The 24,572-nt window shown below is 46.6% G+C and carries 22 protein-coding genes and 1 tRNA gene; 4 read left to right on the top strand and 19 right to left on the bottom strand.

Features of this window, described 5'->3' with window-relative positions:
* Positions 1–9: 9 nt before the first annotated feature.
* Positions 10–987 (top strand): transaldolase, encoded by a 978-nt coding sequence (gene tal / locus AOC21_RS03725; protein WP_215392436.1) that lies wholly within the window; start codon positions 10–12, stop codon positions 985–987.
* Here tal and AOC21_RS03720 read toward each other — a convergent pair whose 3' ends face one another.
* The 3 genes from AOC21_RS03720 to rnr are packed head-to-tail and all read right to left on the bottom strand — an operon-like array spanning position 988 to position 4,375.
* Positions 988–1,173 (bottom strand): DUF2892 domain-containing protein, encoded by a 186-nt coding sequence (locus tag AOC21_RS03720; protein ID WP_215392435.1) that lies wholly within the window; start codon positions 1,171–1,173, stop codon positions 988–990. It abuts the gene before it with no gap.
* A 15-nt stretch (positions 1,174–1,188) separates the two neighbouring features.
* Complete coding sequence (rlmB, locus tag AOC21_RS03715) at positions 1,189–1,956, bottom strand: 23S rRNA (guanosine(2251)-2'-O)-methyltransferase RlmB (RefSeq protein WP_215392434.1); 768 nt, start codon at positions 1,954–1,956, stop codon at positions 1,189–1,191.
* Between the two features lie 34 nt (positions 1,957–1,990).
* Positions 1,991–4,375 carry a ribonuclease R gene (rnr, locus tag AOC21_RS03710; RefSeq protein WP_215392433.1) on the bottom strand — a complete coding sequence of 795 codons (2,385 nt, stop codon included), beginning with the start codon at positions 4,373–4,375 and terminating at the stop codon, positions 1,991–1,993.
* A gap of 155 nt (positions 4,376–4,530) precedes the next feature.
* On the opposite strand from rnr, the gene AOC21_RS03705 reads away from it, so the two are divergent.
* Positions 4,531–4,617: transfer RNA gene (locus AOC21_RS03705), tRNA-Leu, on the top strand.
* Positions 4,618–4,735: 118 nt separating this feature from the next.
* Here AOC21_RS03705 and AOC21_RS03700 read toward each other — a convergent pair.
* Positions 4,736–6,541, bottom strand: a complete 1,806-nt coding sequence (locus tag AOC21_RS03700; protein WP_215392432.1) for an amidohydrolase — start codon at positions 6,539–6,541, stop codon at positions 4,736–4,738.
* A gap of 117 nt (positions 6,542–6,658) precedes the next feature.
* Between AOC21_RS03700 and AOC21_RS03695 the strand changes: the two genes are divergently transcribed.
* Entirely contained in the window at positions 6,659–7,981 is a 1,323-nt protein-coding gene (locus tag AOC21_RS03695) for an APC family permease (protein WP_215392431.1), read from the top strand.
* Here the strand turns inward: AOC21_RS03695 and AOC21_RS03690 are convergent.
* Genes AOC21_RS03690 through AOC21_RS03675 form a run of 4 tightly spaced genes read right to left on the bottom strand, consistent with a single transcriptional unit; the run spans position 7,967 to position 11,255 of the window.
* Positions 7,967–8,467 (bottom strand): hypothetical protein, encoded by a 501-nt coding sequence (locus AOC21_RS03690; protein WP_215392430.1) that lies wholly within the window; start codon positions 8,465–8,467, stop codon positions 7,967–7,969. The two genes, AOC21_RS03695 and AOC21_RS03690, sit on opposite strands and share 15 nt — an antisense overlap.
* Before the next feature lie 17 nt (positions 8,468–8,484).
* Entirely contained in the window at positions 8,485–9,291 is an 807-nt protein-coding gene (locus tag AOC21_RS03685; RefSeq protein WP_215392429.1) for a DUF4239 domain-containing protein, read from the bottom strand.
* A gap of 5 nt (positions 9,292–9,296) precedes the next feature.
* Positions 9,297–9,983: a dienelactone hydrolase family protein gene (locus tag AOC21_RS03680; RefSeq protein ID WP_215392428.1), complete on the bottom strand. Its 687-nt coding sequence runs from the start codon at positions 9,981–9,983 to the stop codon at positions 9,297–9,299.
* Between the two features lie 39 nt (positions 9,984–10,022).
* Positions 10,023–11,255 carry an MFS transporter gene (locus AOC21_RS03675; protein WP_215392427.1) on the bottom strand — a complete coding sequence of 411 codons (1,233 nt, stop codon included), beginning with the start codon at positions 11,253–11,255 and terminating at the stop codon, positions 10,023–10,025.
* 91 nt (positions 11,256–11,346) lie between these two features.
* Between AOC21_RS03675 and AOC21_RS03670 the strand changes: the two genes are divergently transcribed.
* Positions 11,347–11,862, top strand: a complete 516-nt coding sequence (locus AOC21_RS03670) for a hypothetical protein (RefSeq protein ID WP_215392426.1) — start codon at positions 11,347–11,349, stop codon at positions 11,860–11,862.
* Here the strand turns inward: AOC21_RS03670 and AOC21_RS03665 are convergent.
* The 11 genes from AOC21_RS03665 to AOC21_RS03615 all read right to left on the bottom strand — a co-directional run bounded on the left by AOC21_RS03665 (position 11,849) and on the right by AOC21_RS03615 (position 24,539).
* Complete coding sequence (locus AOC21_RS03665) at positions 11,849–12,343, bottom strand: hypothetical protein (RefSeq protein WP_215392425.1); 495 nt, start codon at positions 12,341–12,343, stop codon at positions 11,849–11,851. The genes AOC21_RS03670 and AOC21_RS03665 overlap by 14 nt on opposite strands.
* Positions 12,344–12,426: 83 nt before the next feature.
* Complete coding sequence (locus AOC21_RS03660; RefSeq protein WP_215392424.1) at positions 12,427–14,643, bottom strand: malate synthase G; 2,217 nt, start codon at positions 14,641–14,643, stop codon at positions 12,427–12,429.
* A gap of 75 nt (positions 14,644–14,718) precedes the next feature.
* Complete coding sequence (locus AOC21_RS03655; protein ID WP_215392423.1) at positions 14,719–16,059, bottom strand: adenylosuccinate synthase; 1,341 nt, start codon at positions 16,057–16,059, stop codon at positions 14,719–14,721.
* A gap of 60 nt (positions 16,060–16,119) precedes the next feature.
* Positions 16,120–17,283: an ATP phosphoribosyltransferase regulatory subunit gene (locus AOC21_RS03650; protein ID WP_215392422.1), complete on the bottom strand. Its 1,164-nt coding sequence runs from the start codon at positions 17,281–17,283 to the stop codon at positions 16,120–16,122.
* Between the two features lie 20 nt (positions 17,284–17,303).
* Entirely contained in the window at positions 17,304–18,173 is an 870-nt protein-coding gene (hflC, locus tag AOC21_RS03645) for a protease modulator HflC (RefSeq protein WP_215392421.1), read from the bottom strand.
* Positions 18,173–19,696: an FtsH protease activity modulator HflK gene (gene hflK / locus AOC21_RS03640; RefSeq protein WP_215392420.1), complete on the bottom strand. Its 1,524-nt coding sequence runs from the start codon at positions 19,694–19,696 to the stop codon at positions 18,173–18,175. The genes hflC and hflK overlap by 1 nt, the downstream gene beginning before the upstream one ends.
* A complete protein-coding gene (gene hflX, locus AOC21_RS03635; RefSeq protein WP_215392746.1) occupies positions 19,686–20,891 on the bottom strand; it encodes a GTPase HflX in 1,206 nt (401 codons plus the stop codon). The genes hflK and hflX overlap by 11 nt, the downstream gene beginning before the upstream one ends.
* Before the next feature lie 28 nt (positions 20,892–20,919).
* Entirely contained in the window at positions 20,920–21,171 is a 252-nt protein-coding gene (gene hfq / locus AOC21_RS03630) for an RNA chaperone Hfq (protein WP_072582173.1), read from the bottom strand.
* 190 nt (positions 21,172–21,361) lie between these two features.
* Entirely contained in the window at positions 21,362–22,726 is a 1,365-nt protein-coding gene (gene der / locus AOC21_RS03625; protein ID WP_215392419.1) for a ribosome biogenesis GTPase Der, read from the bottom strand.
* On the bottom strand, positions 22,723–23,880 hold the full coding sequence (bamB, locus tag AOC21_RS03620; protein WP_215392745.1) for an outer membrane protein assembly factor BamB: 1,158 nt from the start codon (positions 23,878–23,880) through the stop codon (positions 22,723–22,725). Before bamB ends, der begins: the two co-directional genes overlap by 4 nt.
* Positions 23,880–24,539 (bottom strand): tetratricopeptide repeat protein, encoded by a 660-nt coding sequence (locus tag AOC21_RS03615; protein WP_215392418.1) that lies wholly within the window; start codon positions 24,537–24,539, stop codon positions 23,880–23,882. The genes bamB and AOC21_RS03615 overlap by 1 nt, the downstream gene beginning before the upstream one ends.
* Positions 24,540–24,572: the final 33 nt, after the last annotated feature.

Genomic DNA, 24,572 nt, shown 5'->3' with positions numbered 1-24,572 from the left:
AGTAAGCCCATGAATAGCACCCCTTCGTCACTAAGCCAACTCGAGCAACTCAAGAAGCTCACTACCGTTGTGGCCGATACAGGCGATTTTGAGCGTATGCAAGCGTTCCAGCCACAGGATGCGACGACCAACCCTTCCCTAATCCTGAAGGCTGCCCAACAAAGCAATTACCAGAATTTAGTCCAGTCAGTCAAAGCAGCCCACCCAGGCATGAGTCCGACTGACTTAGTGGATTACATCTTGGTTGCCTTTGGCTTAGAGATTCTGAAAATTGTTCCGGGTCGTGTTTCTACAGAAGTAGATGCCCGCTTGTCTTTTAATACAAAAGCTACCGTATCTAAAGGCAAACATTTAATTGCCCTCTATGAATCTCATGGCATTGATCGCAATCGTATTTTGATTAAGCTTGCCGGCACATGGGAAGGTATTGCTGCCGCAAAAGAATTAGAGGCGGAAGGTATTCATTGCAATATGACTCTACTCTTCTCTTTAGTGCAGGCTGCAGCATGTGGCGCAGCTAATGCAAAACTGATCTCTCCATTTGTGGGTCGCATCACCGATTGGAATAAAGCGAAGTTAGGCGCTAACTGGAGTGATAGCACTAATGGTGGCGCAAATGATCCTGGTGTGACTTCAGTAAAGAGAATCTTTCATTACTACAAGCACTTTGGCATCTCTACGGAGATCATGGGTGCTAGCTTTCGCAATACCAGCCAGATCCTAGAGCTAGCAGGGTGTGACCTCTTAACCATTAGCCCAGAGCTCTTGGCTGAACTTCAAAACAGCAATACATCTATTGAGAAAAAGCTCAATCCAGTCAATGCCGCGGCGGCATTGCAGGCTGAAGGCCTTACACCATTGAAGCTCGATGAGTCTAGTTTCCGACTGCAACTCAACAATGATGCAATGGCCACCGAGAAATTGGCTGAAGGGATCCGGAACTTCTGTGTGGATACTGAGAAGTTGGAAGCACTACTAGCGAAGTAACTACTTCTTAGCAGTATTGATGCCCAGTATTGAGTAGGCAGGGCAATTGCCGATCATTCCTGTTAATAAGGGAATAATGCCTATCCAAGCCCAAGGGCCAGTAATGCCAAAACCAGCTAAGCCCATTAGCGTAACGCCAACAGTCATTCGTAGAACGCGATCAGTGTGTCCGATATTGCATTTCATATGAAGCTCCTTGTTTTACTTGGCAGCTTTGTCATTCTCTTTTGCTAGGCGCTGTCTTAATGCCTCATACAAGCATACGCCACTTGCAACAGAAACATTCAAACTCGATACAACACCTTGCATTGGGATGCGTACGAGCTCGTCACAGTTTTCTTTAGTGAGGCGACGCATGCCCTCGCCTTCGGCGCCCATCACAATCGCAATGGAGCCCGTGAGATCGATGTCGTAAATGGATTTGGTGGCCTCGTCATCGGTGCCGATGAGCCAAACGCCAGCTTCTTGCATTTCTTTCATGCTGCGAACGAGGTTCGTAACAGTAATCACCGGCATCACCTCGGATGCGCCGCTAGACACTTTACTTACGGTGGCATTAATAGATGCAGAGCGATCTTTAGGAACCACTACAGCATCTACGCCAGCGCCATCCGCAACACGCAAACAAGCGCCAAAGTTATGGGGATCAGTAATACCATCTAACACCAGGAATAGCGGCTTCTCTTTTGCGCCCTCTACATCCTCAACCACTTCAGTGATAGTACGTGCAATCGTCATTTTCTCAGCCAAAGCAACAACGCCCTGGTGACGATCATGCCCAGTCAACTTATGGAGACGCTCTGCATCTGCTGCATGCAAACGCTCGCCTAGAATCTCTTCTGCTTGCTTTAAAAAATCGCCCATACGTCTATCACGACGACTAGGATCAAAGTAAACCGACTTCAAGCTATCTGGATCTACCCTTAAGCGCGCTTGTACTGCATGAAATCCAACTAGTATTTGCTTCATCTTTTTTTCTTGATCTTATTTTTCTATTGAATCTTTATTTACGGCGTGCTTTAGTGCTCCGAACTGGAGGCTTGCTACCTGCTGGCTTGCCAATAGACCTGCCTGGCTTAGCAGATTTACCATTCTTGCGGGCAGCTTTACTCTTAGACTGATTGGCCCCTAATGTACCCGCAGATTTAGCTGCGTTGACATTAATGCCGCTTGGCTTTTGTGGAGTCTTGTTGTCAGAGCGACCTCTTTGAGGGGCGGCCTTCTTATTGGGTCTACCCGTGTCACTCGCTAGCATCAGTTGTCGACGATTAGACGACCCGCCAGGCTCAGCACCAACGGATTTAACAAGGCTAAATTCAATCTTGCGTGCATCAAGATCAACTCGACTTACCAATACATGCAAACGATCACCCAAGCGATAACGAATACCAGTACGCTCACCACGCAACTCTTGACGTGCTTCGTCATATTGGAAGTAATCTCCGCCAAGCTCAGTGACGTGCACCATGCCCTCAACGAACAAATTTTCCAGTTGAATAAATAGACCAAAGTTAGCAACGCCTGTGACTGTGCCGGCATACTCTTGACCTAAATGGTCACGCATGTAGTAACACTTCAACCAAGCCTCTACATCACGTGAAGCTTCATCAGCACGACGCTCATTGGATGAGCAATGAACGCCTAACTGACCCCAGATTGGTAACGCTGCATTAGCCCCTTTAGGTGGCTTGGTGCCTTTGGCTGCCCCTGCTTTAGCATCACTTTGGGATTTCTTGGCATTGACTGCATTCTCACGACCTTTGCCCTTACGCGGCAAGGTGAGGTTGAGTGGAACCTTAGGAGGCAATACGGGTACGTATGGTTTTTTCTGTAGGATCGACTTGATCACGCGATGCGTTAGCAAATCAGGATAACGGCGGATCGGGCTCGTGAAATGAGAATACGCTGGATAAGCCAAACCAAAGTGGCCTTCGTTATCCGGCTGGTACATCGCCTGCTGCATCGAGCGCAATACCACCGACTGCAGCATATTGGCATCAGGTCGCTCTTTAATTTCACGCATTAATTTAGCGTAATCACGTGGCTTGGGCTTATCGCCGCCGCCCAATGACAAGCCAGAAGTTCTGAGAACTTGTCGTAATGTCACCAACTTCTCTTCCGATGGCTCACCGTGAACACGATACAGGCTAAGGCGCTTATTTTTCTCAATGAAGTCTGCCGCACAAACGTTGGCAGTTAACATGCACTCTTCAATTAAGCGATGCGCATCATTACGGAGGCGTGGCTCAATGCGCAGAATCTTGCCAAGCTCATTACTAATAATTTGAGTCTCGGTAGTTTCAAACTCAATCGCGCCCCGCTTCTCGCGAGCGGCCAACAGAATTTTATAAAGCGAATATAGGTTACCCAGCAACGGACGGAACTGAGCAAAGCGAGTTGCTTCTGGACCCTTACTATTAGAAAGAATCTCCCAAACAGTATCGTAAGTAAAGCGCTGTGCTGAATGCATTACCGCTGGATAAAACTGGTAAGCCAAAACAATGCCATTGTTATCGACAACCGAGTCGCAAACCATACATAGACGGTCTACGCCAGGATTAAGAGAACAAAGACCGTTAGAGATCTTCTCAGGCAACATCGGAATAACGCGTCTTGGGAAATACACTGAAGTAGCACGCAATAAACCTTCGTCATCCAAAGGCTGGCCTGGCTTAACGTAATGAGACACATCGGCAATCGCCACAATCAAACGCCAAGCCTTAGTCTGACCATACATGACGGGCTCACAATAGACGGCATCATCAAAGTCACGCGCATCAGCACCATCAATAGTGACTAAAGGTATGTCACGTAGATCAACACGACCTTCTAAATCGGATTGCTGGACTGTATCTGGCAATGCTGCCGCTTCTTTCATGGCAGCCGCAGAGAATTCATGGGGAACGCCGTACTTGCGCACGGCAATTTCGATTTCCATACCGGGATCATCAATCTCACCCAAGACTTCGACCACGCGACCAACTGCTTGACGATAACTATCTGGGTAATCAATGATCTCCACACTAACCACTTGACCTAATTTAGCGTTGCCCTGCCCCTTAGGCGGAATGAGAATGTCATGACCAATGCGCTTATCTTCAGGCGCAACAATCAGCACACCATTTTCATTTAAGAGGCGGCCAATCACTACTTTATTGGCGTGCAGCACCACCTCGACGATCTGCCCTTCTGGACGGCCACGTCGATCGGTTCCTAATACTCTGACATTGACTCTGTCACCGTGCATGACGCGTGACATTTCCCTTTCAGAGAGAAAGATATCTTCGCCACCATCATCGGGAATAACAAATCCAAATCCATCTCGATGCCCTTGAACTGTTCCTAAGCGGTCAGCCTCACGTGGCACCAAGTCTTTTGCTTTACGCATTTAATTCCTTCGGCAATACATGCCCTGTATATATCTACTGATATCTATTTTTGTTATGAATAAGGCTACTGTATCAAACCACCAAGTCTGAAGGGAAAAAGCCAAAATGGGGTTCAAAATGCCTAAAAACGCCCATCCCCCTATAATAGAGGTATGCCCAGGTGGCGAAATTGGTAGACGCACCAGCTTCAGGTGCTGGCGATCGTAAGGTTGTGGGGGTTCGAGTCCCTTCCTGGGCACCAAATACACCTACAAAGTCCTATATGGGGCCCAAAGCCCTTTTTTCAACAGGCGCGATACTGTATTCCCAAAGAAAAACCGCCCGAAGGCGGCTTTCTTTCAATCGGCAATGAATGCTAATTAATGGGTATGAGCATTTTTCAGAGCTGCAGTACCCATACCCTGGTGTTCAGTAGGATCAATCGCAGAAATTTGCTCAATGAACTTGGTGGTGTCGATTTTCTTGCCCCCAAGCCATGTGCCTTTAACCTTGACCTTCTCGAGAATCTCGTTAGGCTTCACAGCGGTAATGTCTGCTGAAAGTTCTACCAAGTCGGCAAACTTACCAACTTCAAGCGATCCAATATCTTTCTCGCGCTTTAACTGATATGCCCCGTTAATGGTGGATGCTTTAAGCGCCTGATCTAGAGTGACCGCCTGATTAGCACCATGGACTTTGCCAGAGTCAGTTGTACGAGTCACCATGCGCGCAATGTTTCTTAAGGTATCTGGCGGCGAAACAGAGCCATCGTTATGAAATGTGGTGCGTGTTTTCATTTTCATACCATCACCAGCTCGCTGCCATTGCGATCCGTACTCGGACTTAAACATCGTGCCATCCAGTAAATCACCCCAATAAATATATTGGAATGGGGCTAAAGAAATGGTCACGCCAAGCTTTTCTGCACGCTGGAACTGGTCGGCACGAGCTGAACCCAAATGCTCGACACGCCAGCGGTGATCTGTGCCGATGAGATTGTGTGTATTCAGGGCACGCTCATAAGCATCTAGCACCACATCAAATCCTACGTCACCATTACAGTGGAAGGCCATTTGATAACCCATTGGAGCGTATTTATCCAACATTTGGTCAAGCTGTAAACGTGTGTAGTTCATCCCCTTTTCACCAAGTGGCCCGATAATGATTTGAGCATTCTTAGTGGTCGAGTTTTCTAAATAAGGAAAGCTTTGTGCCACTGTTCCCAGCCAAGGCGTGCCATCAGCCCAAAGCTTAATCCCGTTTTTACGAACCAAACTGGGATCTGACCATGTCGCCTGATCACCTGCGTCAGCATCAATCGCCATGTGGTAAACATGCAATCTCAAAGGAGTATCAGGAACTGAAGCAAGCGCTTGATAACCCTTATACATACCTGAGTTATAGGTGTGCTCTGAAGTGGAGGTGACCCCTAAAGATGCCATGTAGGCATACCATTTAGCGGTAGACAGGAGGATGTGGGGGACGGCCTTTGGCAAAATTGGGCCGACCACTGCAGCTAGTGCAGCAGCTTCATTTGCAATTCCATTTGAGGTGCCATCTGGATTTCTGCCATAACTTCCGCCAACCGGATCAGCGGGAGGTTTGCCATCCTTCCAACCCAAGATCTTGATCACTGCAGTATTGAAATACACCGCATGACCAGAGTTATCAATCACCAAAATTGGTCGACCACTTGGAGTAAGCCTGTCTAAAATATCACGAGTAGGCGCTGGCGCCTGCTGCAAGAGACGATCAATGCCGTTAAATACCAGGGGCTTACCAGCCGGCGCTGCTTTATCTTCCTTCTGAATTTTTTTCTGAACATCTGCCCACGTTTTATAACCAACATATGGCGCGATCCAAAATGATGGCGACTGCGTTGTGATTCCAGAAAGAATTGGGTGGTTATGTGGGTCAATAAAACCCGGCATCAATACCGTTGTCCCCAAATCTTTGACAGTTGCGTTAGGAGCGGAAGCGCGAACATCCTTGAGAGATCCAACCGCAGTAATTTTCTTGGTATCTGTGTCAAAAGCAATCGCCTCTGCGCGTGGATTCTTTTCATCCATAGTGATGATGTTTGCAGCCTTTAGGACCACAACATCTGCCGAGGCGAACAATGGAGCGGAGCACATCACAAGAGTGGCAATGGATTTAGAGATGAAAGTGCGGCTGATCTTTTTCACAGAAATACCCTCTGATAGTTATTGTTCAAAATTATGCCATTGACTATTCAGCTATATAGCTCTGTATAACCCTAAATAGCTTTAATATAGGGTACTTACTAACAAGTTTGCGCCACATTGACCAATCAACTGAATCCCTCCCTACTCAAAAAAGAGAGTAAGAATGCCAAAGGCATTAGCCTCTTTTCTGCTACTGCTCTCGGCATCGGCGGAATGATGGGTGCTGGGTTGTTTTCCCTTTTAGGCACCGCTAGTGCTCACGCTGGGTCACACATTCCCCTGGCATTTCTATTGGGGGCTATTGCCGCCTCTTTCTCGGTCTACTCATACGCTAAATTGGGCGCCACTTTTCCGAGCAGTGGGGGTGCCGCGACGTTTACGGTAATGAGCTTTGGGCCCGGCGTTCTCTCTGGTGGCCTGAATATATTTCAATACATTGCCTATCTGATTGCAGCTGCACTCTATGCTGCTGGGTTCTCCGAATACGCAAATACCTTACTGGGTGGCAAGCTATCCCCTTTCGAAATCAAGCTTATCGGTGCAGGCATAGTCATTTTTTGCGCCGGCATTAACTTGTTGGGCACCGATATCGTTGGTACAGCAGAGACACTAGCTATTGGATTTGTGACGCTTGCGCTTTTACTATTTTCTGCTGAGGGCATTCATGTGGCTGATGTTGGTGCATTCGAAATGTCGAGTTGGTCTATCAATGGGATAGCGATTGCTACCGGCATCCTGTATATCAACTACCAAGGCTTTGGGGTTGTGACCAACTCCTCCAATGCTATGCATGCACCCCACAAAGAACTACCCCTTGCTATGTTCTCGGCACTGATTTTGGTAACGATTGCCTATGTACTAGTCAGTACCGCAGTAATACTGCTACTTACCCCCGCCCAAATTGCACTGTACAGCGGTCACGTATTAGCCGACGCAGCCCAAATCGTAGCTGGTAAAGCAGGCTTTATTGTGATTGGAGCATCAGCGCTTCTAGCCTGCGCAGCTGCACTGAACGCTACCATCTTTGCCGCATCTAATATTGCAGCCGATATGACGCGCAAGAGTTCGGTCTCAAAGGCCTTAAGTGACGAGGTCTTAAATACAGAGTTTCGTGCCTTAACCATATCAGCGCTCTTGGTAATTGCCTTAGTAATCGCATTTCCATTAGATGTTGTTGGCAAAATGGCCAGCCTTGCTTTTTTATTGGTCTACGCTGCTATTACTTATGGACACATTCGCGTACGAAATCAAACGGGTGCCAAGCTTTGGCCACTCTGGGCGGCAATTGTCATTAACCTAAGTTTGTTTACTACCTTATTTGTGAATGTGATCGAGACAGCGCCGAATAGTGCAATTGCTTTAATGATCGCCTTAGTTGGATCTTTTGCGATTGAAGCAACTTCCCGTAAATTTCTGAGGAAGAAATTAAAGCCCCATTGAGCGGTGCAGGATTTTGGCTTTCATTTCTAGCCAGAGGCTTTCAAAATCCTCGATTTTTTCATCCGATAGCTGAATGGGCGCGAAGAGTGAGCCAAAAATAATTGAGCCCTTCTTCACCAAAGTCTTATCAAATTCGCCCAAGCCAATCGGCTTATCGTCCATATCTCTGGTGAGCTCTGCCGAGCAGACGATTGCTTGTGCATCATCTCGATCAATAACTGCAAACTCAATAAATTGCTGCCTCTTATCAACAATAACTAAAGTACCTCGGGCATAGCAAACCGCCTCATGTGCCTGCACGATATATGCAAGAAATTGATTCTGCTCATCATCACCAGCCATAGGCAGATCATCGATAAAAAAGAGGTATTGATCCCCCTCGCCGTTTACCAAAGTGAATACCTTTGGAACAACGCCATGGCCTAAGGCTAAGTTACGGTAATAGGTAGAAATCTCTACCGCAAGGTTTTCAGCAAATAGGTGCATAGTGATTCAAGAAAATATTACTCTTTACGAGTTTTAATGGATTCAATAATTTTATAGAAAGAGTCTGGCTGAACTGAATTCTGACCCTTAAATGGCTGATCGGTTATCACCAATAGCGAAATTAATGCCCCCATAGTGATTGGCAGTATCTTGAGGCCAAAGAAAAAGGAGTCTGACGGCAAGAACAAAGTATTCGTTCCCATGAGCGCAAACATACAAATCAGAATAACAACCCAAAACAATCCGGGTAAGCGAATGGTCGAGCGCTCAATACGAGCCTCCCTACTCTCAGCAACCTCTTCGGACTTTTTAATGATGTCGGTATACATTGCCGTCTGACGGTTAGTCTGGGGCTCGATAGACATCAGCTTGCGAGAAATACCACGCCAAAGCATGTGCGTCTTAGGGCTACCCTCGCCTTTTTGCAAGAGCGCCCATTCATCATTGACGATGGAATTCATATACTCAAATAGCTCTGCACGAATAGGCGCTATAGCTGGATCACCAAAACGAGTTAATAAGCGATCTAAGTTATTAATACGCCCTGCTTCCTGAGAAACCAGCGTTTGCACTTCTCTAAAATTAGTTTGCGCTTGATTCAGTAAAAAACCGATTAATAAACCACTTAAAGTGATGATTGACCCGAAGAGCCCTAAACCTAAACGAGTACTATCCTGAGTTGGGGCAAACAAGTGAATTGTTTGCAGTAAGCGCGGCAATATATCTAATAGTGTGACGAAGAATAAAATGAGCATTAAAAGAATTTGGATATTACTCTTCTTGTATATCCAATTAAAGAATGCGTCTTCACGTCGAGTATTCATAAAGCCTACTTATTAATATATTTTTGTAAAAATTGAATCGTACGATCCCAAGCAAGCTGCGCCGCTTCGGCGTTGTACTCTAAAGGAGCTAAGCCGCGGGAATCTGATTTGGGATTTGCAAAGGCATGCTTAGTGTCATAGCGATGAAATTCATAATTCACACCCGCTTTTTTGAGTTTCTCTTCCAATTGATCTACGCCTGCGATCGAGAAGAACTCATCGTGCAAGGCCCAGTGACCTAGCATCGGTTTAGTAATAGCCTCCGCGTTCACATACTCAAGAGGGGGATTGCCATACCAAACAATAGAGGCATCTAATTCTGGGACGTTGCATGCTGCAAGTACAGTTAAAGCGCCACCCATACAAAACCCAGTTACCACAACTTTCGCGCTGCCGGTCGCTTTTAAATATTGGACAGCACCTCGAATGTCTTGACCAGCAGCATCGCCAAAATTTAGGTCGCCCATTAAATGCTCTGCCTCATTCGCCTCGAGAGCCAATTTGCCACGATATAAATCAGGAACCAATGCCCGATATCCTGCTTTAGCAAAGCGATCTGCAACAGCCTTTACTTCATCATCCAAACCCCACCACTCTTGAATAACAACAATGCCAGGGGCATTTGCGTTATCAATAGGCTCAACCAAGTATCCGTTTAAAGCTTGTCCGTCAGGTTTTTTAAATTCAATCATGAGATCTCCTTTTATGCTCTTTTCTTTATTCTTTTGTTCTTATGCTTTTTTTGTATCAGTGTGAATATATCCTACCAGCCAGAATGTGAGCAACCCACACATTGCAGCACCGTAACCAACTAGGTTGTAGTGCTCCATCTTACCGTCCGGTGTGATGGTGACAATCAAGCCCGCCAATACAGATGCAATACCAGAAGCCAACATCTGAGTCGAGCCCACTAAGCTCATAAAGGTTCCTCTAATCTTTGGCTCCACAAGCTGACTCACAATAGCCATTGCCGGGATCATACGCCCTGAAATGAGGATAAAAAATGCCGTGGAGTTAATCAAAACCACCCAAAGGGGAACTGGCACAAGATTCGTTGTTACTAACAATGGGATCAAGCTCACAATTGCCAGAACCCTAAAGACACGCACTTTGCCATACTTATCAGCCATATGACCAATCACCCTCGAGCTCATTAGGGTGGCAATGCCACCACATAGGTAAATTAGCGAAATGTAAGAATTTGCAACGCCGATATTGGAGGTCAGATAAAGGGCAATATAAGGAATCACGGAGAACCCAGTAATCATAATGAGCCCCATAAATACAAAGGCACGCGCATGTTCATGCGCTATGACTATGTCATAGATTTGCCTGAAGCGACTACCCTCTCTGACGTGATCTAGGTGACCAGAAATCTTAGGGATATAGCGATACCCAATGAATAGAATCAATATAGAGATAAGACCGATAAACATGAACGGAGCGCGCCAGCCTAGAAAGCTAATGTTGTTAGCCAAGTACAAACTTAATGGCACTCCAGCTACAGTAGATACCGAGAAAGCAGCCATGACCGTACCCAGGGCCTTCCCTCTGCGCTCAAAAGGAATGGAATCGGCCACTATTGTCTGCACCAATGATCCCAATATTCCACCAAATGCGCCAGCGCATGCGCGAGCGATAAATAGCATGTGATAGTTGGGAGCAAAACCACAGGCAATCGTAGCGATAATGAAACAAACGTAGAGGCGCAAAAGCAATTGCCTTCTCTCGAACCGATCAATGTAATACGTGGCAAATACACCCGCGATCGCAGCAGCAAAAGTATAAGAAGAGAGCAATAAACCAAACTGATGCGTATTGATATTGAGCTCCCGAATGAAATCTGGGCCCAATGGCATCATGATCATGAAATCTAAGATGTGGGTGAACTGAATACCCGCCAATGAAAACAAAAAGAAGCGCTCTCGCTTCTTGGTTTCAGCAGTATGGGGGGCGTTATTCAAGGGCTACTTTACTTGGGTTATTCAATATGACATTATCAACCCTGATAGGGAAAATTGCTTTCCTTGATGCGACCACAACCTCCTTAAATATATGTCCACCACCCTCAACCTAATAAGCCAAACAAATCTAGCGGGCATTCCGCTGCTGCCACTGCTTAGAGACGCTCTATATGGCATATTCGGCCTCATCTTGATTCTCCTCTTTCACGGCAGCGCAATTAACTTCATCATGTTGCGCTTCGAAAGATTAACCAATGGCAACCTCAAGGTAAGGCAATACAACCGTGTATTTTTTCACTTCTACTTCACCTTTTTCTTTATTGCCTTAATTCATCTGACAGAAATCATCATTTGGACAATTTATATCCTGGAGCTCAATTTAATTGAAGATGGCATTAAAGCCATGATATTTGTCGGAAGTTGCTATACAACCATCGGTTTTATTGAGGATATCTTGCCAGCTGGATGGAAAAGTCTTGCCTTCTTCATCTCCTTCTCAGGATTATTTGCGATGGCATGGACTACCTCAGTCATGATTAGCATGACAAGTACATATAAGGCTGCTTGGAATCTAAAACACCACCAAAGAGATCCTAACGCTTCTTAAGGTAGTAGCCATATACGCAGCGAGTCCCGCCCCTAGAAGGGTTGTGCGTATCGTGAATGACTCCGTCCATAATTGCAGTGAGGTGTTTGGAAACTTTAGCAATTAAGACCCCGTTAGGCAGCTCATCGGGACGTAGGTGAACCTGGCAGCCTGCGCCCACCTTCATTGTCGGCACCCATTCAAAGCCTTGAGCCAAAATGTAATCATGAAAGACGTTGCGATGATTACCATTCCTAGGAGAGGAGCCTTTCATGTTGAGCCGCTTAGCGAGCCGATCATTCTTGAGCTGGGCATAGCTCTCATTTGCAAGTCTCAAATCTTCATACACTTGCATATAGGGAAGATTTGCGGCAATCGCAATAGATCTCACAACGCAGTCTCCTGCTCCACCTTTAAAACCAGCCTTCTCCCTGCCTCCATCATTGAATTGAAATGGAAACTGAGAATGGGATTTGGTAAAGAGGTTTAGAAATCCGAACATACTCAATAGTCAATAAGTTGCGACCAATAAAAAATGGATTTGCTTTTTGAGCAAATCCATCCTTATCAAGAACGTCGGCTAAATTACTTAGCGTGAGCTTTCTTTACTTCTAAACGCCAAGCATGCAACAAAGGCTCTGTGTAACCGTTAGGCTGCTCAAGACCTTTGAAAATCAAATCACTAGCTGCTTTATAAGCATAGGAATCTTGGTAGTTAGGCATCATTGGCTGATACAAAGCATCGCCAGCATTCTGACCATCTACTACCTTAGCCATACGCTGCAAACTCTCGTTCACTTGGTCAGCAGTCACGATGCCATTGAGTAGCCAGTTAGCAATATGTTGACTTGAGATACGCAAAGTTGCGCGGTCTTCCATCAAACCTACGTTATGAATATCAGGCACCTTAGAGCAACCAACGCCTTGATCAATCCAGCGAACGACATAACCCAAGATACCTTGGCAGTTGTTATCTAACTCTTGCTGAATCTCTTCTTTAGACCAGTTAGCCTTTTCCACAACCGGAATAGTCAACAAATCATTGATCAATGCTTCAGCTTCAGCAGCAGTATCGAGCTTTTCCATTTCCTTTTGGAGTTCAGCTACGTTTACTTGATGGTAGTGAAGCGCGTGCAAGGTAGCAGCTGTTGGAGATGGCACCCAAGCAGTGTTTGCACCTGCTTTAGGGTGAACAATCTTCTGCTCAACCATGGCTTTCATCATGTCTGGCATTGCCCACATCCCTTTACCGATTTGAGCGCGACCACGTAAGCCACAATCCAAACCTGCAAATACGTTGCGACGCTCATAAGCAGATAACCACTTGCTGGTTTTCATATCGCCTTTGCGCATCATTGGACCTGCATACATCGCTGTGTGCATCTCATCACCAGTGCGATCCAAGAAGCCAGTATTAATAAAGGCTACACGGGCTCCAGCAGCCGCAATTGCCGCCTTGATGTTGGCACTCATACGACGCTCTTCATCCATGATGCCGAGCTTTACAGTATCAGCTGGTAAACCGAGTAATTTCTCAACACGACCAAAGAGTTCGCCAGCAAAAGCCACTTCTTCTGGGCTATGCATTTTTGGCTTAACGATATATACAGACCCCTTGCGTGTGTTACCAATCGCTTGGCTTGCTGGACGATTGATGTCATACAAAGCGATCAATACAGTCACTACTGCATCCAAGATACCTTCGTAGATTTCTTTGCCATCACCAGTGATGATGGCTGGGTTAGTCATTAAGTGACCAACGTTTCGGAGGAACAAGAGTGAGCGGCCATGTAATGTCACGATGCCATCTTTTGCATCAACAGCGCCAATACCGGCTTTGTACTTACGATCTGGATTCAGAGAGCGAGTAATAGTCTTGTCGCCCTTCTTCACTTCCTCAACCAACGTACCCTTCAAAATTCCTAACCAGTTTTCATAAGCAAGAACCTTATCATCGCCATCAACTGCGGCAATAGAGTCTTCCAAGTCCAAAATAGTAGAGAGAGCCGCCTCGAGCACAACGTCATTAATACCAGCAGGATCACTAGCGCCAATGGTTTTGCTCTTATTGATTTCGATATCAATGTGTACCCCGTTATTGCGTAGCAAGATAGAGCTTGGAGCCGCTGCATCACCTTGGTAGCCAACGAACTGCTTCTCATCAGCCAAGCCAATGGAAGTACCGTCTTTTAATTTAACGGATAACTTATTACCATCTACTGTGTAAGCTACTGAATCGCGGTGTGAACCTTTAGCCAATGGAGCAGCTTGGTCTAAGAAGTTACGGGCATAAGCAACTACCTTTGCGCCACGAATTGGGTTGTAAGCACCAGTCTTGGTAGCGCCATCTTCTTCAGACAACACATCTGTACCGTAAAGGGCATCGTACAAAGAACCCCAACGTGCATTAGCAGCATTTAATGCATAACGGGCATTAAGCACCGGAACAACCAATTGCGGACCGGCTTGGAGCGCTAACTCGTCATCCACATTCTTAGTAGTTGCAGTAATTTTTCCTGGAACGTCAACTAAGTAATCAATCTCTTTCAAAAACTGGCGATATGCAGGCATATCTTTGATTGGGCCCGGGTTAGCTTGGTGCCATTTGTCTAAATCCAATTGAATGCGATCGCGCTTAGCAAGCAATGCTTCATTTTTTGGAGTTAAGTCCTTAACGATTTCATCAAAGCCTTTCCAAAAGTCGGCACTCTTAATACCGGTACCCGGAAGTACTTTGTCTTCGATAAAGCGATATAAAGGGGTTGCCACTTGAAGGCTATTGCAGGTAGTACGCGCAGTCATGTTGTTATCTTCTTAAACAAAAAAGTGAATAAATAGGGTTGGTTACGTAATTAATGAATTGTGAAATATTTTCCATTAATCCTGAAAAGGGTGCTGGAGGAGGATGGTTTCATCACGCTCTGGGCCTGTAGACACCATGGCGATTGGCTTGCCGGCAACCTCTTCAATACGACGCAGGAACTTTTGAGCTTCCGCTGGCAATTTGTCCCACTCACGAATACCGAAGGTTGTACCCTTCCAGCCCGGAAAATCCTCATAGATTGGCTGGCAACGGGCTACAGATTCTGCGCCGCGTGGCAATACATCCAATTTTTGACCATCCAAGTGATAGCCAACACATAAACGGATTGTTTCAAAACCATCTAGTACATCCAACTTAGTGATGCAAAGGCCAGACAAGCCATTGATCTGAATGGAGCGCTTCAATGCAGCAGCGTCCAACCAACCAGTGCGGCGTGGGCGGCCAGTTACAGAGCCAAATTCTTTACCCACTTCAGCCAAACGCACACCAACCGGATCTTGCTTAGCTGGGTTGTCATGATCATAGAGCTCACTTGGGAATGGACCTGCGCCAACACGTGTGCAGTAAGCCTTAGTAATGCCTAAGATATATTGCAAAGAATCAGGGCCAACACCAGAACCAGCGGCAGCATTACCTGCTACACAGTTACTGGAAGTGACATACGGATAAGTACCGTGATCGATATCAAGCAGAGTGCCCTGCGCACCTTCGAATAACAAATTTTGGCCAGACTGCTCTGCAGCATATAAGGCGCTAGAGACGTCTACCACCATTGGCTTGAGACGCTCCGCATAAGACATTGCATCAGCCAAAGTTTTTTCATAATTTACTGGCTCAGCGCCATAGTAATTAGTGAGCATGAAATTGTGATACTCCAAGTTCTCACGCAATTGCTCGGCAAATTTTTCTGGGTAGAACAAGTCTTGTACGCGTAATGCACGACGAGCTACTTTGTCTTCGTATGCTGGACCAATGCCACGACCAGTGGTGCCAATCTTTGCCTCACCACGCTTCTTCTCACGCGCATGATCAATTGCTACGTGATACGGCAGAATCAACGTAGTTGCCTCTGAAATCTTCAAACGAGATTGGACATCCAAACCAGCAGACTCAAGCTCGCCAATTTCTTTAAAGAGCGCCTCTGGTGAGAGCACTACACCATTACCGATGTAGCAGATTACATTTTTATGCATGATTCCAGAGGGAATCAAACGCAAAATAGTCTTCTTATCGCCGATGATGAGGGTGTGGCCTGCATTATGGCCGCCTTGGAAACGAACCACAGCTTGCGCATGATCAGTCAACCAATCCACCACCTTACCTTTGCCTTCATCACCCCACTGGGTGCCAATGACAACTACGTTACGACCTTTAGTTTGCTGCGTTGAAGACATAATGAAATCCAAAAAGATAATTACAAAATAAGTTAACTGCTTAATGCCAAATGTATTGCTCTACTTTTTCTTTACTTCCCAAGAGTTGCCTTGCTTAACCAACTCTCGATCACATTCATATTCAGCAGCCTCTACTGAAGTACCCACTGGAATCTGTATTACTACCTCACCCTGACTTCTCAGGCTGGTGATTACCTTGTTCAATTCAGCATCGTCGACCCAAGGGGCTGAGATCGCCAGCTTGCGCACGTTCAATGGCGATAAATTGGCTAAAGTTAATAGGTCCAAAGAAAAGCCAGTTGCCGGACGCGGGCGACCAAAGGCCTGACCAACATGGTCATAACGACCACCTCTGGCGATAGGTTGTGGCAACTGCTCAACATAAGCAGCAAACATAACGCCGCTGTGATACTGGTAACCACGCAAATCAGCTAGGTCAATACTGAGCTCTAAATGGTTAGACAACTTTGCTGCCGCAGACACTAAACGCTCGAGATCCGCTAAAGCTTGGTCAATCGCTGCATGTTTAGGTAATACTTTCTTAGCTTGAACCAATACTGCAGCACAAGGACCGTTCAACTCAGTCAAAGCCATTAGTGCTTGCGCAACATTTGCTGGCAAGCAAGTTGCCCACTGACTTAAGCGAGGGCGATCTTTACTTTGTAGTAAGCCGTACAAAGCTTCAATCGTTTCTTTGTCTAAGTTCTGGCCATCCAAGATTCCCGCCAAAATACCAGCGTGTGACAAATCTAGGTAAACCCTCTCTAAACCAGCAATAGAAAGTGTTTTGAGCAGTAAAGTGATCGCCTCTAGATCGGCTTCCCAGGTTGCGCAACCGTAAATCTCGGCACCAAGTTGTAACTCCTCACGCGCTGAGCTACCTACTGGCGTGCGAGCGTGTGCTACAGAGCCGGCATAACACAGACGGGTGATACCAGCGCGATTCAATAGGTGCGCATCAATACGAGCGACTTGCGGAGTCATATCAGCGCGCAAACCTAAAGTGCGACCAGACAACTGATCCACCAACTTAAATGTTTGCAGATTGAGATCTGAGCCTGTGCCCGTCAATAAAGAATCTAAGAACTCCAAAATAGGAGGAGCCACCAACTCGTAGCCATATGACTGATACAAATCCAGGACGGCACGGCGCAAAGACTCAACCTTGCGAGCCTCAGCAGGCAAAACGTCTGCAATATCTTCAGGAAGTAACCAGCGATTCATGATTGGGACTATTCGCTTTCTTATTTTTTGTGCAAGAACTTAAAGAACTCACCATTCGGCTCAACTACCATGATGTCCTTCTTATCTTTGAAAGAGCTTCTGTAAGCTTCTAGGCTTTGATAGAACTGAGCGAACTGAGGATCGCGCCCAAATGCTTCTGCATAGAGTGCGGTCGCTTTCGCATCCCCTGCACCCTTAATCTTCTGAGCATCACGATAGGCTTCTGCCAAGATCGTATCGCGTTGACGTTCTGCATTTGCGCGAATCTTGTCAGACTCTGCAGCGCCCATTGATCGCAACTCGTTCGCAACGCGCTTACGCTCTGCTTCCATGCGGCGATAAACAGAATCACTAATTTCCGCCAAGAGATCAACGCGCTTTAGGCGCACATCCACAATCTCTACGCCAATATCAGATGCATCATCTGCAACCTTCTTGCGAATACCTTGCATCACTTCTTCACGCTGATCGGAGATCAACTCACGAACGGTACGCTTAGTGAACTCTTCATTTAGAGCAGAGCGCACTAACTGGGTTAAGCGATCTTGCGCCAAGCGCTCATCACCCTTAAAGCTAATGAAGAACTTACGAGGATCGACAATGCGCCACTTCACATAAGAATCTACCAATAAGTTTTTCTTCTCGGCAGTAATGAAGCGCTCTGCTTCTGGATTATCGATTGTCAAAATGCGACGATCAAAGAAGCGGACGCTTTCAAATGGGGCTGGAAGCTTGACCTGAATACCTGGCTTTTCAATCACGCGCACAATCTGCCCGAATGAGAACACCACAGCAAACTTACGCTGATCAACTACAAAGACGCTTGAAGATAGAACATAGATCAGCACAATGAAGCCGATACCTGCAGCAATTAAACGATTGGCATTCATTATCTGGACTCCCGATCACGACTGCGGAGACCATCGCGTTTATCTGCGGCGCTATTCGTTACTGGCGCTACAGGAGTAGCACTGGAAGTAGAGCCATTAGGATTTGTATTTGCACCCGTTGCACCACCTACCGTTACGCTGCCAGTTGGAGTGCTTGTAGTTGGGGTAGCTTGTCCACTGGCAACTTGTGCACTTTCAGCACTTACCTGAGCAACAATCTTATCGAGCGGGAGATAAAGCAAGCTATTGCTCTTGGTTGTATCAACCAAGATCTTGGTAACGTTGTTGTACATCTCGCGCATGCTATCGATATACATACGATCACGAGTGACTTGAGGTGCCTTTGCGTATTCAACAAGGATCTGCTTAAAGCGTGTGGCATCGCCCTCTGCAGTAGCCACCACACGGGCTTTATAGCCCTCAGCTTCTTGAATGAGGCGAGCAGCAGTACCTTTGGCGCGCGGAATAATGTCGTTGGCATAAGCCTGACCTTCACTCTTTAGACGCTCTTGATCTTGACCCGCTTTAACCGCATCATCAAACGCAGCTTGAACTTGTTCAGGAGGTTGGACATTTTGTACGGTCACGCTGGTTACATAAATACCCGTTTTATAACTATCCAAAATCTTCTGAATAGAGTTCGCTAAATCAATACCAATCTTTTCGCGACCTTCATACAGAACAGTGTCCATCTTGCTACGAGCAACGATTTCACGTACAGCCGTTTCGGCAGCTTGGACTACTGCTGCATCTGGATCACGGTTATTAAATAAATAATCGGTAGGATCTTTCAGGCGATATTGCACAGCAAAGCGCACGTCAATGATATTTTCATCTTCAGTGAGCATTGAAGAATCTTTTTGGTTGGTAGCCTTAATTAATACGGGGCGGCCCACTTCTACAGAGCGCACGCCGGATAAGTTCACCGTCTCTTCAGACTGAATCGGCCATGGCATACGCCAGTTAATACCTGGCTTTGCGGTGTAGTCATACTTACCAAAAGTGAGAATAACGCCTGCCTGACCTTCTTGGATAATGAAGAAGCCACTGCATACCCACATAAAGAAAACAATCGCTCCAGCGATCAGGAAACTTGCCTTAGAGCCAAATGGATTGCTGAAATTAAAGTTCGGCGTATTCATGCCGCCATTGCTGCCACCATTACCGCCGCTTCCATTGCTGCGTTGTGAAGGCGGGGGAATGTCAGTACTGCTTGGCTTATTGACCGGCCTACTCGAAGGATTGCTAGTTGCGCCTGGCTTCTTCTTACCGCCAAAGATACCGGCAATTCTGTCATTGAAATCGCGCCACAATTCATCCAAGTCTGGCGGGCCGTCTGGCTTATTAACTGGATTTGTCGGCTGGTTTGGCTGAACCTCTACAGGCTTATTGGTTTCAGGATCCGCTTTTGGAGCTTGATCACTTCCCTGCCCGTCTTTGGCATCTTTAGATCCACCGGCATTGTGGCTATTGCCCCACCCTGGATCATTCACCGAGAAAAGGTCGAGAAATTTACGCGTCATTAGAAAAATAGCTTCGGTTGGCAATCGGATTAAATTCAGAAGTTTCTGGTCGTTCAGGTAAAGGTTCTAAAAACTCATCCGGGGCCAATTGCTTCTTGGCACGGTTGTGCTCGACCCTTATTCTATCAGTCATTTGGGAGCATTCGGCCAGGGCCGAGCGGAGTAAATCAAGCCCTAAGCCCGTCTTGGCTGACAGGAAAACCTGGCTTGGAAAACCTTGCCCGTCACGCTCTAAAACGGCCCCTCGAGTGAAGGTTTGCGGCATCTGGTCGATCTTATTCATGATCTCGATTCGAGGGATATCATCAGCCCCAATTTCCGCCAAAACAGCCTCAACTTCTGCCTTTTGCTCCCTGGCTACAGGGCTGCAAGCATCGATAACATGCAAAATCAGGTCTGCATGGATGGTTTCATCCAAAGTAGCCCTAAATGCCTCTACCAGCTGGTGGGGCAATTCCCGGATAAATCCCACCGTATCAGAGACCACAATTGACCCAACCCCGTCCAAATGGACTTTTCTGGAGGTGGTATCTAGGGTGGCAAACAGCTGATCGGCCGCATAAGTCCCTGCTTTTGTTAGGGCATTAAATAAGGTGGATTTACCAGCATTGGTATAACCAACCAAAGAAACCGAAAATACGTCTTTGCGATTTCGAGCCCTTCTTTGGGTTCTTTGTTGGCGCTGCAGTTTTTCAAGCTCGTTCTCTAAACGCTTCGCCTTGGTGGCCAACATACGGCGATCCAACTCCATCTGCGTTTCACCAGGCCCACCGCGCACACCAATACCACCACGCTGTCGCTCTAAGTGACTCCAAGCCCTAACCAAGCGAGACATGCGATAACGCACTTGCGCAAGCTCAACTTGCGTCTTACCAATATGACTTTGCGCTCTTTGACTAAAGATATCCAAAATCAAACCAGTGCGATCCATTACATGGAAACCAATATGACGCTCTAGATTTCGTTGCTGCGTTGGTGAAAGTGGATGATTGAAAATAGCGAGCTCGGCGCCCTGCTCCTCCATCGCTCTCTTGAGCTCATTGGCCTTACCTGAGCCGATAAATAAAGCCGGATCCGTTCTGCCCTTACGAGCAATCACAGTGGCTGCAGGTATTGAGCCGGCACTATCAGCCAAAAGGCTGAGCTCTGCCATGCTATCTGCAAAATCTTCGCGTCCTGTATCTACCCCAACCAGAACGGCGCGTGCCGCATCTACTCCGGTTTTATACAGGGCTAGCTTCTTCTAAACGGAAATCAATCGCACGAGCAGGAACGATCGTAGAGATTGCATGTTTGTAAACCATCTGCGTTACGGTATTGCGCAAGAGCACAACATACTGATCAAAGGATTCAATATTGCCTTGCAACTTAATACCGTTGACGAGATAGATCGAAACAGGAACATGCTCTTTGCGTAAAGCATTGAGGAATGGATCCTGAAGTAATTGAATTTTGTTGGGGTTACTGTTACTCATACTGCTCCTTAATTATTTTTTGCTGAATTACTTTTTTTGGGAGTCTTGCTTTTTTTATTAAATATCATTTTTACTACGCATTACTGAATACACACCGCCGGAAAAAACAATTCATTAAGCCCTCTATATTGGGCTGATTTTCGAAAAAATCAAGCCCATTTCGACAGCAGAATGAAAAGCTTAGCCCAAATTAACGCTTTTTGCCTTTTTTACCCTTATCGTCATCCACATAGGGGTTTTTAGCCGTATTCATCTGAATACGCAAAGGCGTTCCGCGCAACTTAAAGACATCCCTAAAGCGACCCTCTAAGTATCGCTTGTAGCTATCCGTCACTCCACTTAAGGATGTGCCATGAATGACCACAATTGGGGGGTTCATGCCCCCTTGGTGTGCATAACGTAATTTTGGACGACCCATACCAACGCGTTTTGGCTGTTGATGCTCGATCGCCTCTTGCAAGATACGAGTTAAACGAGGGGTTGGGAGCTTTGCCATCGCTGCGGCATAAGCTGCATCCACATCCTTAAAGAGATCCTTAAGGCCTGTACCCTTTTTAGCAGAGATCGGATGCACGTTTGCAAAATCCAGAAAGCGAAGCTTTTGGGCAATCTCTAAACGCGCACGTTCTTTTACATACGAATCCAAGCCGTCCCACTTGTTCACTGCAACCACTAGTGCGCGGCCAGCCTCAACGATAAATCCAGCGATATGGGCATCTTGCTCCGAAATATCTTGTTGTGCATCCAACATCAAGATGACCACATTACAGTCCGCAATCGCTTGCAAAGTTTTAACTACGGAGAACTTCTCAATCGCTTCAAATACTTTTCCACGGCGACGTAAACCTGCGGTGTCTACCAAGATGTAAGGTTTGCCGTTACGCTCAAATGGCACTTCAATCGCATCGCGTGTTGTGCCTGGCATGTCAAAGGCAATGACACGCTCTTCACCGATCAACTTATTGATCAATGTTGATTTACCCACGTTTGGACGACCCACTACCGCAATTTTCATTGGGCGATTTGGATCGTTTGCCAACTCCTCTTCATCTGGTTCTGCAATACCGAGTGAATCTAGCGCATCATCAATCAGGCCACGAACACCATCGCCGTGAGCCGAAGAAATTGGGAATGGCTCACCTAAGCCAAGTTCATGAAAGTCGGCAGTGACAACACCAGCCTGCATACCTTCAGTTTTATTTACTGCCAGAATGACTGGTCGACCAGTCTTGCGTAAGAAATCAGCAATCACTCGATCTTGCGGCGCCATACCTAAACGGCCGTCCACCAAGAAAATGACAATATCTGACTCGGCAACGGCTTGCTTAGTTTGCTTTGCCATTTCGGCAACGATGCCAGTCTTGGCTACCGGCTCAAAACCACCAGTGTCCACGCAAATAAAGGCGCGCTCGCCAATACGGCCTTTGCCATAGTGTCGGTCTCTCGTTAGGCCGGAAAAATCTGCAACTAAAGCATCACGTGAACGCGTTAAGCGATTAAAGAGTGTCGACTTCCCTACATTGGGGCGGCCGACGATAGTGATGACTGGATTCATTTTGGACTGTACGCCGCTATTTTTCCACCTTGAGATTGAACCAAGATGAGGCCGCCTACCGCAATCGGGGCAGCCGAGATTGGACTACTGTCATGACGAATACGCGCAAGCATCTCGCCATTCGCCTGTGAAAATGCATGGATATAGCCTTGAGCATCACCCATTAATAAAACTTTACCAACTGCGAGTGACTCACCTACATCACGAAATGTCAGTTGCGTGTTTTCCCAAACTTGTGTGCCATCTTTGGTTGCAAATGCTGTGACATAAGATTTATCGTTTGCCGAAAAAACCATATCTACACCCTGTGATGTGCCGGTATAGCTCGAATAGTCTTTGAACCACAAGAGATTGCCAGTGCGGGCTTGACCACAACCAATGCGCCCTTGATAAGAAACCGCACAGAGAATGTCTCCCTCCATACTTGGTTTGGCAGTAACGTCATTCAAGCGCTCAATTTCCGAAAATCCTTTAGGAAAGGACACTGGCGTCTCCCATACGAGACCACCATTAGCAATCGCAATCATGCCAAAACGGCCGCCTGCAAAACCCGTAACAATCACCTCATTGTTGATGGGCAACATGCCGTAACCAACCCGCAAAGACAAGGCAGACTGCTGGCGCTGATAAGTCCACTTACGTGTACCCGTTTGTACGTCCAGTCCAATAAAACGATTATCAAGAGCTCGCACGACCACCACTCCACCAGCAACTACCGGCTCACTTAATACTTCACTGCCAACGCTGACATTCCATAATGGCTTGCCAGTGTCGTCATATGCATAAACCATACCCTTAGTCGATACAGCCACAGTAGTGCGGCCATCAGAGCCAGGCCCTACTGATAAGCGCTCTGGTACAGAAACTTCCCATGTTTTATTGCCGGATGCCAAATCAATCCTAGCTAGATTTCCACGATGAGAGGCTACATACACCGCATCGCCAGCAACAACCGGATGAAAATTAAAGGGTTCGGAGGAGCCGATGCTAGTTGACCATACGGGCTGCAAATCAAATTTATTTGTGACTGCGGCTAATTCAGCAGGCTTCCTCACTTTGGAACTGCCGCCGCAAGCAACTAAAGTAATTGCCAAAGCACCCAATACCAGGGCAGCGCCCATCCGTATTGGCAAACGCTGCGTTCCTTTAATCATCACTGAGCAACTCCTCCAACAGCATCCAATTTAACCTTCAAAAGGCGACGTGCCTCCTCAGGAAATTCTTTAGCTTGATCTAATTTTTTCCATGCATCTTGATAGCTTACTTTAGCTTCAGCATTTTTCTTTTGAGCCAAATACCAATCGCCACGACGCTCTAGCCATAAGGATTCAAAGCCAGCAACTGGCTTCTCTTTCAAAATTTGATCAGCCTCAGCAAAATCCTTCTCGCCACCCTGCTCAATCAGTTGAGTCACTAAGCGTAATTTCGCCAATGCAAGATAACCATCATTTGATGCATTCTTTGCAGCCCAACGCAAATAATCTAAGGCCTTTGCGCTATCGCCTGCATCAGATGCGATACGTGCCGCTATCAAACTTGACATTGCCGCATAAGGTGTGCGTCCAAAATCCTTTTGTAAATCGTCGGTTGCGCGCAAGGTCTGATCTTTGTCACCCTTAGCGATGGCGCCCACCATCGTTTCATATAACTTAGAAGCCTCAAGCGCTTGGCTGTTGCGCCACCATTGATATCCACTGTATGCGGCATAAGCAAATAGCGCAGCAGTTACTACTCCAGTAATCAGGTTGCGGTACTTTTGCCAAAACGCTTTGAATTGGTCTAATTGTTCTTGTTCTTCTAGATCTAAAGGCATGTCAATCCAAGCTCACTAATGGGTAATTAATAG

This window comes from Polynucleobacter sp. VK25, from assembly GCF_018687355.1.
In the GTDB taxonomy this organism is placed as follows: domain Bacteria; phylum Pseudomonadota; class Gammaproteobacteria; order Burkholderiales; family Burkholderiaceae; genus Polynucleobacter.
Note: the sequence above shows the minus strand (reverse complement) of the source record. Positions and strands in the feature narration are given on the sequence as shown.

Coding starts and splice junctions, on each gene's coding strand:
- AOC21_RS03680 (WP_215392428.1), bottom strand. CDS start 9,983: ATGATTGAATTTAAAAAACCTGACGGACAAGCTTTAAACGGATACTTG.
- AOC21_RS03655 (WP_215392423.1), bottom strand. CDS start 16,059: ATGTCTTCAACGCAGCAAACTAAAGGTCGTAACGTAGTTGTCATTGGC.
- rlmB (WP_215392434.1), bottom strand. CDS start 1,956: ATGAAGCAAATACTAGTTGGATTTCATGCAGTACAAGCGCGCTTAAGG.
- AOC21_RS03720 (WP_215392435.1), bottom strand. CDS start 1,173: ATGAAATGCAATATCGGACACACTGATCGCGTTCTACGAATGACTGTT.
- AOC21_RS03690 (WP_215392430.1), bottom strand. CDS start 8,467: ATGCACCTATTTGCTGAAAACCTTGCGGTAGAGATTTCTACCTATTAC.
- tal (WP_215392436.1), top strand. CDS start 10: ATGAATAGCACCCCTTCGTCACTAAGCCAACTCGAGCAACTCAAGAAG.
- der (WP_215392419.1), bottom strand. CDS start 22,726: ATGAATCCAGTCATCACTATCGTCGGCCGCCCCAATGTAGGGAAGTCG.
- hflC (WP_215392421.1), bottom strand. CDS start 18,173: ATGAATGCCAATCGTTTAATTGCTGCAGGTATCGGCTTCATTGTGCTG.
- AOC21_RS03685 (WP_215392429.1), bottom strand. CDS start 9,291: ATGAATACTCGACGTGAAGACGCATTCTTTAATTGGATATACAAGAAG.
- AOC21_RS03660 (WP_215392424.1), bottom strand. CDS start 14,643: ATGACTGCGCGTACTACCTGCAATAGCCTTCAAGTGGCAACCCCTTTA.
- AOC21_RS03665 (WP_215392425.1), bottom strand. CDS start 12,343: ATGTTCGGATTTCTAAACCTCTTTACCAAATCCCATTCTCAGTTTCCA.
- hfq (WP_072582173.1), bottom strand. CDS start 21,171: ATGAGTAACAGTAACCCCAACAAAATTCAATTACTTCAGGATCCATTC.
- rnr (WP_215392433.1), bottom strand. CDS start 4,375: ATGCGTAAAGCAAAAGACTTGGTGCCACGTGAGGCTGACCGCTTAGGA.
- AOC21_RS03615 (WP_215392418.1), bottom strand. CDS start 24,539: ATGCCTTTAGATCTAGAAGAACAAGAACAATTAGACCAATTCAAAGCG.
- AOC21_RS03670 (WP_215392426.1), top strand. CDS start 11,347: ATGTCCACCACCCTCAACCTAATAAGCCAAACAAATCTAGCGGGCATT.
- AOC21_RS03650 (WP_215392422.1), bottom strand. CDS start 17,283: ATGAATCGCTGGTTACTTCCTGAAGATATTGCAGACGTTTTGCCTGCT.
- bamB (WP_215392745.1), bottom strand. CDS start 23,880: ATGATTAAAGGAACGCAGCGTTTGCCAATACGGATGGGCGCTGCCCTG.
- hflK (WP_215392420.1), bottom strand. CDS start 19,696: ATGACGCGTAAATTTCTCGACCTTTTCTCGGTGAATGATCCAGGGTGG.